The organism is Actinomyces sp. oral taxon 448 str. F0400 (genome assembly GCF_000220835.1).
Taxonomy (GTDB): domain Bacteria; phylum Actinomycetota; class Actinomycetes; order Actinomycetales; family Actinomycetaceae; genus Actinomyces.
This window is the reverse complement of the sequence record NZ_GL985606.1, coordinates 1,020,176-1,032,911: the sequence shown is the minus strand read 5'-3', so window position 1 is coordinate 1,032,911 and position 12,736 is coordinate 1,020,176. Positions and strand designations below refer to the sequence as shown.

Below are 12,736 nucleotides of genomic sequence, written 5' to 3'. Positions count from 1 at the left end.
GACCGGCCCGCCGCACCGGACGCGGGCGGGCCCGCCCCCGACGTCGTCTCCTCCTACCTGGGGCTGCGCTCGGTGGGCACGGCCGGCCGCCGCTTCCTGCTCAACGGCCGCCCCTACTACGTGCGGGCCGTCCTGGAGCAGGGCTTCTGGCCGGACTCGCACCTGGCGGCCCCCGACGACGACGCCCGCCGCGACGAGGTCGCCCTCATCAAATCCCTCGGTTTCAACACCGCGCGCATCCACCAGAAGGTCGAGGACCCGCGGATGCTGTACTGGGCGGACCGCCTCGGGCTGCTCCTGTGGGGGGAGATGGCGGCGGCCTACGAGTTCACGACCCAATCGGCCGCCCGCCTGGTGACGGAGTGGACGGCGGTGGTGCGCCGCGACCGCTCCCACCCGAGCATCGTCACCTGGGCGCCGTTCAACGAGTCCTGGGGCGTGCAGCGCCTGGCCGACCGCCCTGAGCAGCGAGCCCTGAGCCGCGCCGTGGCCGATCTGACCCGCGCCCTCGATCCGTCCCGCCCGGTGGTCTCCAATGACGGCTGGGAGCACACCTGCTCCGACATCATCACGATCCACGATTACGACGGCGACGACGTCGCGACCACGCTGCGCTACGCCGAGGCCGACCGGCTGGAGACGGTCCTGGACGACTTCGGCCCGGCCGGTCGCCGCATCATGGCGCAGGGGACGGCGGATCGCGACCTACCGGTCATGGTCACCGAGTTCGGCGGCATCCGCTACCTGCGCGGCGGGGCCGACGCGGACGGCGACGGTAGTGCCGACGGCGGGACCGCGGAGGAGACCAGCTGGGGCTACACGAGTGCCGAGTCCCCCACGGATTTCGAAGCCCGCCTGCGCAGGGCCTTCAGCGCCCTCCAGGCGAGCCCGCATCTGGCCGGCTTCTGCTACACCCAGTTGACCGACACCATGCAGGAGGCCAACGGTCTGGCCGACTCCCGCCGTCGTCCCAAGATCGACGCCGCCCTCATCCGCGCGATCGTGACGGCGCCCATCACCTCCTGACGTCGGATCGCCGACCGGCGAGCCGACGGACAAGTCAATGTGCCGGGCGGTGACCCGTGATGGGTCACCGCCCGGCACCCTATGCAGGAGCGCGTCGGTATCCGTCAGGCATTCGAGCGGCGTTTGCCGACGATGTCGACGGCGACGGCCAGCAGGAGCACGAGGCCCTTGATGGCCTGCTGCCAGGCGGAGTCGACCGCCATGATCGACAGACCCATGTTGAGCACCCCCATGATGAGGGCCCCGACGATCGCGCCTGAAACCCGGCCGATCCCTCCGCTGACTGCGGCGCCGCCGATGTAGGCCGCCGCGATCGCGTCCATCTCGTAGAGGTTGCCCGCCGTGGAGACGGCCGCCCCGGCGCGTGAGGTGGTGACGATGGCCGCCAACGCGGACAGGAAGCCCATATTGACGAACACCAGGAAGTCGACCCGGCGCACATCGACCCCCGACAGCCGCGCCGCCTTGAGATTGCCGCCCACCGCGTAGATGTGACGCCCGAAGACCGTCTTATTCATGACGAAGGAGTAAATGAGGATGACCAGACCGACGATGACGAGCACGATCGGGGTGCCGCCGGCGGAATAGGCCAGCAGCGCCGTCATCACCGCAATCGCCGACGCGAAGACGACCTGACGCACGACGAACGCCACCGTGCCCTCGACCACGTGCCCGGCAGTACGAGCCCGCCGCCGAGCACGGATCTGAGAGAGCACCAGCCCGCCCAGAGCGAGCAGCCCGATAAGGATGGTAACGCCGTCGTAGTTCTTGAGGTAGCCGAGCCAGGCCGGCAAAGACCCGTTGGCGATGGATACAAAGCTGCCCGGAAGACCGGAGACCGTGCGCTGAACGAGAACGACGGTCAGGCCGCGGAAGATGAGCATACCCGCCAGCGTCACAATGAAGGCGGGAATCTCCATAATGGCAACCCAGAAGCCCTGCCAGCAGCCGATGATCAGCCCGATGGCCACCGCGATGAGCACCGCCACGGGCCACGGCACCCCGGCGTTGACCACGAGCAGACCTATGACGCCGCCGATGAAACCGACCAGCGAGCCGACGGACAAGTCGATGTGCCGAGCGATGATGACCATGACCATGCCGACAGCCAGAATCATCACATAGGCGTTCTGCTGGATGAGACTCGCCAAGTTATTGGGCGACAGCAGCAGACCACCGGTAATGACCTGGAAGAAAACGATGATCGCGACCAGCGCCGCGAGAATCCCGTACTGACGCAGATTACGCCCGAGATAGGCCCTGGCGCCGCTCACCTCGCCACCGCCTTCGCACTCCCGTCCTCGCCGCCCCGGCCACCCGGGACGCCCGGGTCGTCCGGACCCGCTGGGATCGCTGAATTCTCCATAGTCATAAGCTTCATGAGGTTCTCCTGATCGGCCTTAGCACGTGGAAGCTGTCCGGTGATACGACCCTGACTCATCGCGTAGATACGGTCGCAGATACCTAGGAGCTCGGGGAGCTCCGAGGAGATGACGAGGATCGCCTTGCCCGAATCGGCCAGCGAATCGATGATCTGGTAGATCTCGAGTTTCGCCCCGACGTCGATGCCGCGAGTGGGCTCATCGAGAATGAGGACGTCAGGGTCAGTGAAGATCCACTTGGCGAGGACGACCTTCTGCTGGTTACCGCCCGACAACGAGCCGACGGGCGCGGCGAGCGAGGCCGTCTTGATGCGCAGCTCGCGTCGATAGCGCTCGGCCACCTCGCGTTCGGCTGAATCGTCGACAACGCCGTGCCTGGAGATCTTGCTCAGAGCGGCCGCCGCCGTGTTGGTCCTGACGTCCGCGATGAGATTGAGGCCGAGGACCTTACGGTCCTCGCTGACGTAGGCCAGCCCGTGCCCCATCGCTTTGGCGACAGTGGAGGTCGAGATCTCCTCACCGTCCTTGAGAACCGTGCCGGAGATATCGGTTCCGTAGGAGCGTCCGAACAGGCTCATGGCCAGCTCGGTGCGTCCGGCCCCCATGAGCCCGGCCAGTCCCACGATCTCTCCGCGCCGCAGGGTCAGCCCCGCACCGTCGACGACTTTGCGGGAGACGTCGATGGGGTGGTGCACGCTCCAGTCGCAAACCCGGAGGATCTCCTCACCCACGGTGGAGACGTGGTCGGGGTAGCGGTTGCCCAGGGAGCGCCCGACCATGAGGCGGATGATCTCGTCCTCGCCGATCATGCCCTGTCCGTGAAGAGGCGCGGTGTCAATGGTCCGGCCGTCGCGGATGATGGTCGCGCGGTCGGCGGTGTGCGAGACCTCGCCGAGTTTGTGCGAGATCATGATCATGGAGATGCCGCGCTCGCGCAGACCCCGCATGAGGTCGAGCAAGTGGGCGGAGTCGGTGTCGTTGAGAGCGGCGGTCGGTTCGTCGAGGATGAGCAGGCGCACGTCCTTGGACAGGGCCTTGGCGATCTCGACGAGCTGCTGGTGGCCCACGCCCAGGTCCGCCACCCGGGTCTGGGGGCGGATGTCGAGGCCGACCTCCGCCAGCAGCCGGGCGGCCGCCTCGTTGGTCGCGTCCCAGTCGATGACTCCGCGCCTGTGCTTCTCGTTGCCGAGGAAGATGTTCTCGGCGACCGACAGGTAGGGGCTCAGCGCCAGCTCCTGGTGGATGATGACGATGCCCACGGCCTCGGAATCCCGGATGGAGCGGAATTCGCGAACGTGGCCGTCATAGATGATCTCGCCCTCGTAGGTCCCGCGCGGCCAGACGCCGGAGAGAACGTTCATGAGAGTGGACTTGCCGGCGCCGTTCTCGCCGCACACGGCGTGGATCTCACCGCGGCGGACATCGAAGGTGACGTCGTCGAGCGCCTTGAACTCCCCGAAGGCCTTGGTGATGTGCCGCATCCGGAGGATGAGATCGTTCGGCTCCCCGCCCGGAACGGGCTCGCGCGTCTCGCGCGCCGCCTCCCCGGTCACAGTCCGACCTCCTCGGCCGTGTAGTACTCGGAATCGACCAGGATCTGCCTGACGTTCCCGGCGTCAACCGTCACCGGATCGAGAAGATAGGAGGGAACCACGAGGGCTCCGTTGTCGTAGGACGCGGTGTCGTTGACCTCGACGTCGCGCCCCTGAGCGATCTGATCGACCATGGTGACGCAGCGCTCCCCCAGCGCGCGGGTATCCTTGAAGACCGTCATCGACTGCTTCCCGTTGACGATATTCGCGACATTGGCCTGGTCGGCGTCCTGGCCGGTGAGCACCGGCCAGTCGGAGCCGCCGTAGCCGGCGGAGTCGAGCGCCTGGCCGACGCCGAGCGCAATGGCGTCGTTGGGGCACAGGACGACGTCGACTCGAGTGGTTGCGCTGTAGAAGGAGTTGAGCCGGTTCTCCATCTCCGCCTGAGCCGTGGTATTGGACCAGGCCTGGATGCCGATGGATTGCCAGTCGTCGACCGAGGCCGGCAGCTTGCCCGACGGGCACACGAGCTTGCCGGAGCTGATGTAGGGGGTCAGGACGTCCCACGCCCCGGCGAAGAAGAACCGCGCATTGTTGTCGTCCGGACTCCCGGCGAAGGGCTCGAAGTTGAAGGGGCCGGCCGTGTGGTCGAGATCGAGCGCGTCGACGATGTATCTTCCCTGCAGGGCCCCGACATTGTAGTTGTCGAAAGTCACGTAGTAGTCGACGGCCTTCGTATCGCGGATGAGACGGTCGTAGGCGATGACCTTGATGCCCAGGCCGCTGGCCGTCTCCAGAACCGGCCCCAGAGCCGATCCGTCGATCGAGCCGACCACGATCACAGCCGGGGACTTGTTGATCATCGTCTGGATCTGGGAGTTCTGCTGCTCGACCTTGTTGTCCGCGAACTGGAGCTCCACGACGTACCCGAGGTCCTCCAGCAGGGACTTGAGGTTCTCCCCGTCCCGGCTCCAGCGCTCGAGGTTCTTCGTGGGCATCGACACGCCGATGAGCGCGCCGTCGCCCCCGTTCGCTCCCCTGTAGTAGTCGGCGGTCCTCTCAGCGGTGCACGCCGTGAGCGTCCCCGCGAGGACGGCCGCGCTCCCAGCGACGAACGTCCTACGTGTCAGATTCACCTCTGGCCTCCTTGCCTTGCAGGCGGCATCATCGCCGTCCTGAATGTTTCATGGAAAACGTTATCCATCGATCCCGGGTTTGGCAAGCAGGTCGCAAGCGTCTACGACGATCGCCGATAGCATGAGAGCACCGAACATGCACGTATTGAACCAGATTGTATTGACAGTCAACGAAATGAGTGAGGGGCAACCGACGTTCACGGCCGCATGCCGCCGACCACGCACGGCGTGCGGAGCCCGGACGAACTCGAAGGCGCCACGACCGCCTCGCCGCACAGATGATCGTTCGGGCAGCACCGGCGTCGCGCTGCGTGGACCGGTCGGGCGACCGCGCCGCCCTCGAGGCGGGAGAGGAGGGAGAGGACTAGCCCCCGAGCAGGGCCCGGGCGCTGTGGACGTCGGTGATCAGGACGTTGACCCACTCCCCCAGAAGGGCTCCGCGGATGGCCGCGTGCTTGCGCTCGCCGCCCGCGGCCGCCACACGACGCGGGACGGCGCGCAGCTGCTCGGCACTCGCCCCCACCAGCCGCGCGTCGTAGTCGCTGGCCACGGGAGCCCCCTGCGCGTCGAAGAACCGCAGGCACACGTCGCCGACCGCCCCGGCCGCCGTCAGCTCGGCCACGTCCGCCTCGGTGGTCATGCTGCCCGAGCGGCGCAGCAGCGCCGGGGACTCCAGACTGCCGATGCCCACCAGAGTCGTAGTGACGCTCGGCAGAAGGTCCAGGACGCCGCGCACCGAGGCGTCCTCGGCGAGCTGACCGGCCGCCGCCGCCGAGCCGAGAACCGCCGGTGAGGGGAAGAAGACCGGCTCCGCTCCGGTGGCGTGCGCGAGCAGGTCGATCAGACGGGTCGCCTTGACCTGCACCTCGGGATTGCCGACGCCGCCGAAGAGCTGAATGACCTTCTGCGCGACCGGCGCACGAAAGGAGGGGAGCTGCTGGACAGCGCCCAGCCAAGTGGAACTCCACGAGGACAGGCCGATGACGTCCCCGCCGGTCAGGGTGGTCTCGAGGTAGGTCGAACCGGCCGAGGCCAGGGCGACGTCGATCTCGGCCTCCTCCCGTCCGGTGTCGACGACGACGCACTCGGCGAGCCCGTAACGACGCTCGAGGTCCTTCTCCAGGTCGGTGTACGTGCCTTCGGGCGCGGAGACCACGGTCCGCACGACCCCCTCGGCGGCCGCCCGCTTGAGCAGGCGGGAGACGCGCGGCTGGGAGACGTGCAGCTCGGAGGCGATGTCGGCCTGACGCATACCCAGCTCGTGGTACATCCGAGCGATTCTGGCCATCAGGCGCAGCTGCGCGGTGTCTGCACGAGTCGACATGGAACGGCCCTCCCAGGCGTCGGCGACCCGCACCTCCTGCGGGTCGCCGCCAGCCTAGACCGCACGGACGCCGGGAACGCGCAGGACGCCGCCGGAGTCCTCACGCGGGGCGTCGGAGATGAGCGCGGCCGCCCGGTCGTAGGCAGCGCGCACCGCCGGCTGCGGAGCCGCCTCCAGCCGCTCGACGGGTCCCGCCTCCCACATGGGGGGCTCGGACCCTCCGGTCAGGATCCAGGCCGCCTGCCTGGCGGCGCCGTTGGCGACGTACTCCCCGGGCTCGGGCACGTCCACCGGGACCGCGAGCACGGCCGGAGCCAGCCGCCTGGCGCTGGCCCACTTCACTCCCCCGCCGACCATGGTGACGGCTGTTACATCAACGCCCTGGGCGCGCACCGCGTCGATGCACGCCCCCATGAGGCACAGCAGCCCCTCGACGGCGGCCCTGGCACAGTTGGCCGGCGTCAGGCTCGCCAGGGTCATGCCCGTCAGCAGCCCCGTGGCGTCGGGCAGGTTGGGCGTGCGCTCACCCTCGAGATAGGGCACATGAACCAGACCGCCGGCGCCCGCCTCGGCGGACAAGGCCAAGCGATCGAACTCCTCGTACCCCACGCCGAGGATCCGCTTGGCGGCGTCGAGCACGCGCGCGCCGTTGAGGGTGCAGGCCAACGGCAGGTAGGCGCCGGTGGCGTCGGCGAAACCGGACACCAGACCGCTGGCATCATGCGTGGGCGTGGCGGAGACGGCCGCGACGACGCCGCTAGTCCCCAGGGACACGCTCGTGCGCCCGGGCCGCAGCCCCAGTCCCAGAGCGGCCCCGGCGTTGTCCCCGCAGCCGGGTCCCAGCGCCATATGCGACAGGTCGCGGCCAAGGACGTCGGACCCGCCGTGGGCGACGACCTCCCCGGGGCCGGCCACGCGCGGCAGGATGATGCGCCCGACCTCCTCCTCGCTGCGGCGCAGGGCCAGAGCCAGCAGGTCACGGCGGTACACGTTGCGCACGGAATCGAAGTACCCGGTCCCGGAGGCATCCGAGCGATCGGTGACGAGCTCGTCCAACGACGTCGCGCCCGAGAGCCTCCAGGTCAGCCAGTCGTGCGGCAGGCAGACGGCGGCGATGCGCGCGGCGGCCTCGGGCTCGTGGTCGGCCAGCCACCGCAGCTTGGTGATCGTCAGTGAGGCGACCGGCACACTGCCGACCCCGTCGGCCCAGGCGGCGCGCCCAGCCGCCTCATCGCCACAGCCCAGCTCGACGATGAGATCGTGGGCGGCGGACGCCGAGCGGGTGTCGTTCCACAGGAGCGCGGGCCGGATGATCTCGCCGCCGGCGTCGAGGACGACCATGCCGTGCTGCTGGCCGCCCACGCTCAGCGCGGCCACGTCGTCCAGGCCGTCGGCGGCGTCGACCGCCTCCCCCAGAGCCCGCCACCACTGATCGGGATGGACCTCGGTTCCGTCGGGATGAGCCGCTCTGGCCTCGCGGACGAGCGCGCCGTCGGCGGCGTCGCGGATGACGATCTTGCAGGACTGCGTCGAGGAATCGACGCCAGCGACCAGGGTCATGCTGAATTCCTTCCACGGTGAAGGCGGCGGTATTGAGAAGCGGTGATGCGGAACGCCGAATCGTGCCGTCGATGGGACGATGCAGGCGGAGCCCGGACGAGTTTAAAAGAGCCGGGGATAATCCTGTGAACTATGAGATGAGGTGCTGGACCGCCTTCTCGTAAAGGTCGACGAAGTGATAGTCGCGCGCGGCAGCGGCTCGGACGTCGACATCCTCGAAGGCGGAGCGGTCGGCGACGAAGTCGTCCAGGGACTCGCCGGCGCCGAGGGTCGGCTGGCCGAGCTCGTAGACGCCGGCGATCTCGAGAGCCTCGCGAACCTCGGGGTCGGCGCGGAAGGCCCTGGCCTTCTCGGCGAGCTGGAGGTACATCTCCATGTTGGCCGCCGCCGACTGCCACACACCCTCGATCCCGTCGGTGCGCGAGGGCTTGTAGTCGAAGTGGATGGGACCTTCGTAGCGGGGGCCGCCGCCCGGGAAGCCGTTGACGAGGAGGTCCACGGTGAAGAACGCCGACAGCAGGTCGCCGTGACCGAAGACGAGGTCCTGATCGTACTTCAGACCCTTCTGGCCGTTGAGGTCGATGTGGAAGAGTTTACCGGCGTTCAGCGCCTGAGCCAGGGCGTGGGTGTAGTTGAGGTTCGCCATCTGCTCATGACCGACCTCGGGGTTGAGCCCGACGACGTCGCCGTTGTCGAGCTGGGCGATCAGGGCCAGGGCGTGGCCGACGGTGGGCAGGAAGATATCGCCGCGGGGTTCGTTGGGCTTGGGCTCCAGACCGATCCTCAGATCGTACCCCTTGTCCTTGATGTACTGGGCGACGGTGTCCAGGCCCTCCTTATAACGGTCGAAGACGGCATTCAAGTCCTTGGAGGAATCGTACTCGGCCCCCTCGCGTCCGCCCCACATGACGAAAGTGGTGGCGCCCAGCTCGGCGGCCAGATCGACATTGCGCAGGATCTTGCGCAGCCCGAACCGGCGGATGGAGCGATCGTTGTTGGTCAGCCCCCCGTCCTTGAAAATCGGGTGGGTGAAGGTGTTGGTGGTGACCATCTCGATAGTCAGACCGGCGGCGTCGACGGTCTTCTTGAGCCTGGCGACGATCTTGTCCCGCTCAGCATCCGTGGCGTCGAAGGGGAAGACATCGTTGTCGTGGAAGGTGATGCCCCAGACGCCGAGTTCGGCGAGATGCTCGGCGTACTCCCACGGCCTCAGCGCCGAGCGCGTCGTCTCACCGAAGGGGTCGGCGGCGAGCCAACCGACCGTCCACAGACCGAACGAGAACCTGTCCTCCTTGGTGGGCGTGCGAACCATGGTCTCCTCCTTGAGCCAGAATTTGTTTGTTGGGACAACTATGACATGGCGATGGGGTAAGGTCAAGAGCGTGTCTCGAACGCAGAAGACGGCGGGGCCGACGCCGCCCACCCGACCGGCCGCAGCGGCCCCCGCCTCGCCGGCCGCCTCAGCACGCCAGTCCAGTCTGCGCACCTCCAACCTCGCACTGCTCGCCAATCAGGTCTTCGCCTCCGGCGATCCCATCTCCCGGGCCGACGTCGCCGCGGCGACCGGGATGACCCGCTCGACGGCCTCGCGACTGGCCGACGAACTCGTCGCGGCCGGCATCCTCACCGAACTCGAGCCGACTCACCCCACCGGGCCGGGCCGCCCCGCGGTCCCGCTCGCGCCGGCGTCGGGCACCTTCGTCGCCGTCGGACAGGAGGTCAACGTCTCGCGCATGGCGGTGCGCGTCATCGACCTGTCCGGCGAGGTCCTGGCCGAGCGCGTCGTCGTCGACGATTTCGAATCCTCCGACCCCGCCGAGGTCCTCCCCCGGCTGGCGGCCCTGACCACCGACGTCCTCGCCCTGGATGCCGTCCGCCGCGCCCGCAAAGTCGGCGTCGCGCTCGCTCTGCCCGGCCTCGTCTACCACAACCGCCTGCTGCGGGCCCCCAACCTCGCCTGGCGGGACCTCGCCCCGGCGCCTCTGCTCGCCGACGCCCTGGCTCCCGACTCCCTCGACCTGCACCTGGGAAACGAGGCGAGCTTCGGCGCACTGACGGCCGGGCGGACGCGACCGGCCGGCCCCTATTCGACACCCTCCTGCATCTACCTGTCGGGCGAGATCGGCATCGGCGCCGCCCTAGTGCGCGAGGGCCGCCTCGTCGAGGGAGATCACGGCTTCGCCGGGGAGATCGGGCACATCCAGGTCGACCCGGACGGGCCGGAATGCACCTGCGGCAACCGCGGGTGCCTCGAACGGTACGCGGGCCGCAGACTCATCCTCGCCGCCGCCGGGCTGCCGACGACGGCCCGACCCGATGAGCTCGTCGCGGCCTGGCGGACCGGAGCACCCGCCGCGCGCAAGGCGGTCTCCCGGACAGCCCGGGCGCTGGGCGTCGGACTCGGCGCCGCCATCAATCTCCTCGACGTCTCCACGGTGGTCCTGGGCGGGCACCTCGCCCCGCTCACCGACATCCTGCGTCCCGAACTCGAGGCCGAGCTCGAGCACAGGGTGCTGGCCTCGCCGTGGGCCCGCCCGACGATCGTCACGGCTCCCGACGATCACATGCCGGGCGCCACCGGCGCAGCCTGGTCCCTGCTCGAGACCGTTGTCGCTGATCCCGCTGCCTGGATCTGACGCGGACCGGCGCGGCAATCAGCGCCGGCCGACGGATCCTAGGCCCGGCGGGAGCGGACTGCCTCCTCGCGCTCGCGCAAGTAGCTCACCGTGTCCTTGACGAGCCGATCGAGCGCCGGGACGTCGGGCACGCCGTTGCGCGCCGGGTAGGGGCCCGCGCCGGGCCCCAACGGCTCCGGGGTCAGGAAGCGGCCCTCCGTATTGCACCCCACCAGGTAGGCGGCCATGAGGATCGTGTCCAGGTCCATCGAGCCATCGCCCAGGGCACGTCGGTTGGAGTCCGCCAGGTGGAGGTTCACCAGGCGCTCGCCCGCCTGGAGGATGGCGCGCGCGATGTTCTGCTCCTCGACCTGCATGTGGTACACGTCGCCATTGATCCACTGGACGCCCGGGGAGTCGACGGCGTCGATGTAGGTCAGCGCATCGGCGACCGTATGGACGATGGACACCTCCGCCGACCTGATGGGCTCGATGGCCGCTTTGACTCCCAGCTCCTCGAAGAGACCGGCGACCCGGCGCAGGGCGATCACCGAGCGCTGGAGCTCATAGGCGTCGTACGCCTCCGAGCGCCCGCACGACCCGGGCACCACCAGCAGGTAGTGGCCGCCCATCGCGTGAGTGAACTCCACCTCCCGGCGAATATAGTCCAACGCCGCCTGCTGCTTGACCGGCCGGTTGGACGACAGATCGTTATCGTCGGAGAACATGCCGCACACCCCGGAAGTCCGCAGGCCGTACTGGGACAGCACCCGCCGGGTCTCCTCGACCTCGTACCCGAGCGAGGGCCCGTAATGGTTCCCGTGCAGCTCGATGAAGGACAGCCCGTTGCCGGCCAGCCGCTCGGCCGACCTCTCCAGCTCCTCCAGACCGAATCCCCAGTTCGACCACGAGATGTTCAGCCTCCGCTCGAAACGGCCGGGGTCCTTCCTCTTCGCCTCGAGGTACTGCTCCTCGACTTCGCGACGCCAAATGTCGACGTTCTGCTCATCCGCCACGCCGGGCTCCTCTCCGATTCGTCATTCCAATGTACGAAATATGGGATGTGTGAAATATAAAATGTGAGGAATAACTGCGGTCACCGGTGGTCCGCTCAACCTGAGCGGACCACCGGTGACCGGGCTATGCCGATTGCCTGACGACCAACTCGGCCTCGAAAGTCCTGCCCGATACCGGGGCGCCGTTCTCGAAGCTGGAGACGACCTCACCGGCGATGAACTCGCACATCTCGGCGATCGGCTGACGCACCGTCGTCAGGGGCGCCTCGACGACCGAGGCGTAGGGAACGTCGTCGAAGCCCGAGACCCCGACGTCGGCGCCGACGCGCAGTCCGAGCTCAGTGACCGCCTTGGACACGCCGAGCGCCAGGTAGTCGTTGAGGCACACGAAAGCGTCCGGCCAGTGCCCGCGCCCGCCAGCGAGCACGCGCCGGGCCACCTCGTAACCGCCGTCCCAGGTCGGCCCGGAGGCCCACTGGACGTCGACCGACTCCAGGTCCAGCGACCGGCTCGCGAGCTCGTCGGCGAATCCCGACCACCGGTCCTTGTGCTGGGTCGCCCGGATCCCCTCATTGACGAAGCAGAACCTGGTCATCCCCCTGGAGCACAGGTGCGCGGCGATCTTGCGCATCCCCTCGTAGTCGTTCACGCCGACCGCCGGGAAGCCGGGGCGCTCGCTGCGCTGGGCCATGAGCAGGACGGGTACCCCGCAGTCCCTCAGCCGCGCCAGTTCCTCCCAGCACCCGCCGGTCGAGCACACAATGACCGCGTCGACACCCACGCGCTCCAGGCTGAGCAGAGCCCGCTTCTCCACCTCGGCGATCTGCCCCGTCTCGGCCACGACGATCGAACACCCCGAGGCCTCGAAGCACCGCCCCAGCCCGTGGGCCGTCTCAGCGAAGAACGGGTTCGAGATGTCGAAGAACACCGTGCCGACGAGGGAGGACCGACCCAGGCTCAGGGCTCGTGCGGTCGCGTTCGGGGAGAATCCACTCGCCTCGACGACCCGCTCGACCCTACGGCGCAGAGCGCCGCTGACGCGCTCGGGGTGGTTGAACACGTTGGAGACGGTGCCCACGGACGTGCCCGCCAGGCGTGCGACCTCCCGGATGCTCAGCTTCCTGTTGCGGTCCGAGTCCACGGGG

General features: G+C 68.5%; 10 protein-coding genes. 2 read left to right on the top strand and 8 right to left on the bottom strand.

Annotation, left to right across the window (positions count from 1 at the left end; all coding sequences use genetic code 11):
- Nucleotides 1–1,026: glycoside hydrolase family 2 TIM barrel-domain containing protein (locus HMPREF9062_RS04390; RefSeq protein WP_009748839.1), on the top strand; the 1,026-nt coding region annotated here is incomplete at its 5' end.
- Nucleotides 1,027–1,130: 104 nt separating this feature from the next.
- Here the strand turns inward: HMPREF9062_RS04390 and mmsB are convergent.
- From mmsB to xylA, 6 genes are all read right to left on the bottom strand, one after another.
- Nucleotides 1,131–2,300, bottom strand: coding sequence for a multiple monosaccharide ABC transporter permease (gene mmsB, locus HMPREF9062_RS04385; protein WP_009748838.1), 1,170 nt, complete (start codon nucleotides 2,298–2,300; stop codon nucleotides 1,131–1,133).
- Nucleotides 2,297–3,889, bottom strand: a complete 1,593-nt coding sequence (locus HMPREF9062_RS04380) for a sugar ABC transporter ATP-binding protein (RefSeq protein ID WP_083820089.1) — start codon at nucleotides 3,887–3,889, stop codon at nucleotides 2,297–2,299. Before HMPREF9062_RS04380 ends, mmsB begins: the two co-directional genes overlap by 4 nt.
- A 68-nt stretch (nucleotides 3,890–3,957) precedes the next feature.
- Entirely contained in the window at nucleotides 3,958–5,076 is a 1,119-nt protein-coding gene (locus HMPREF9062_RS04375) for a substrate-binding domain-containing protein (protein WP_009748836.1), read from the bottom strand.
- A gap of 364 nt (nucleotides 5,077–5,440) precedes the next feature.
- Nucleotides 5,441–6,400, bottom strand: a complete 960-nt coding sequence (locus tag HMPREF9062_RS04370; protein ID WP_034253748.1) for a sugar-binding transcriptional regulator — start codon at nucleotides 6,398–6,400, stop codon at nucleotides 5,441–5,443.
- A 54-nt stretch (nucleotides 6,401–6,454) separates the two neighbouring features.
- On the bottom strand, nucleotides 6,455–7,960 hold the full coding sequence (locus HMPREF9062_RS04365) for a xylulokinase (protein ID WP_009748833.1): 1,506 nt from the start codon (nucleotides 7,958–7,960) through the stop codon (nucleotides 6,455–6,457).
- Nucleotides 7,961–8,090: 130 nt separating this feature from the next.
- On the bottom strand, nucleotides 8,091–9,272 hold the full coding sequence (xylA, locus tag HMPREF9062_RS04360) for a xylose isomerase (RefSeq protein ID WP_034253745.1): 1,182 nt from the start codon (nucleotides 9,270–9,272) through the stop codon (nucleotides 8,091–8,093).
- Between the two features lie 70 nt (nucleotides 9,273–9,342).
- Between xylA and HMPREF9062_RS04355 the strand changes: the two genes are divergently transcribed.
- A complete protein-coding gene (locus HMPREF9062_RS04355; protein ID WP_009748831.1) occupies nucleotides 9,343–10,596 on the top strand; it encodes an ROK family transcriptional regulator in 1,254 nt (417 codons plus the stop codon).
- A gap of 38 nt (nucleotides 10,597–10,634) precedes the next feature.
- On the opposite strand, the gene HMPREF9062_RS04350 is transcribed toward HMPREF9062_RS04355, so the two are convergent.
- Both HMPREF9062_RS04350 and HMPREF9062_RS04345 read right to left on the bottom strand, forming a co-directional pair.
- A complete protein-coding gene (locus tag HMPREF9062_RS04350; protein WP_009748830.1) occupies nucleotides 10,635–11,591 on the bottom strand; it encodes a sugar phosphate isomerase/epimerase family protein in 957 nt (318 codons plus the stop codon).
- Between the two features lie 124 nt (nucleotides 11,592–11,715).
- On the bottom strand, nucleotides 11,716–12,732 hold the full coding sequence (locus tag HMPREF9062_RS04345; protein ID WP_009748829.1) for a LacI family DNA-binding transcriptional regulator: 1,017 nt from the start codon (nucleotides 12,730–12,732) through the stop codon (nucleotides 11,716–11,718).
- Between the last annotated feature and the right edge of the window lie 4 nt (nucleotides 12,733–12,736).

What these genes read in the sequence shown, in the direction of transcription:
- HMPREF9062_RS04380 (WP_083820089.1), bottom strand. Translation starts at nt 3,889, where the DNA reads ATGCGGCACATCACCAAGGCCTTCGGGGAGTTCAAGGCGCTCGACGAC.
- HMPREF9062_RS04370 (WP_034253748.1), bottom strand. Translation starts at nt 6,400, where the DNA reads ATGTCGACTCGTGCAGACACCGCGCAGCTGCGCCTGATGGCCAGAATC.
- HMPREF9062_RS04365 (WP_009748833.1), bottom strand. Translation starts at nt 7,960, where the DNA reads ATGACCCTGGTCGCTGGCGTCGATTCCTCGACGCAGTCCTGCAAGATC.
- xylA (WP_034253745.1), bottom strand. Translation starts at nt 9,272, where the DNA reads ATGGTTCGCACGCCCACCAAGGAGGACAGGTTCTCGTTCGGTCTGTGG.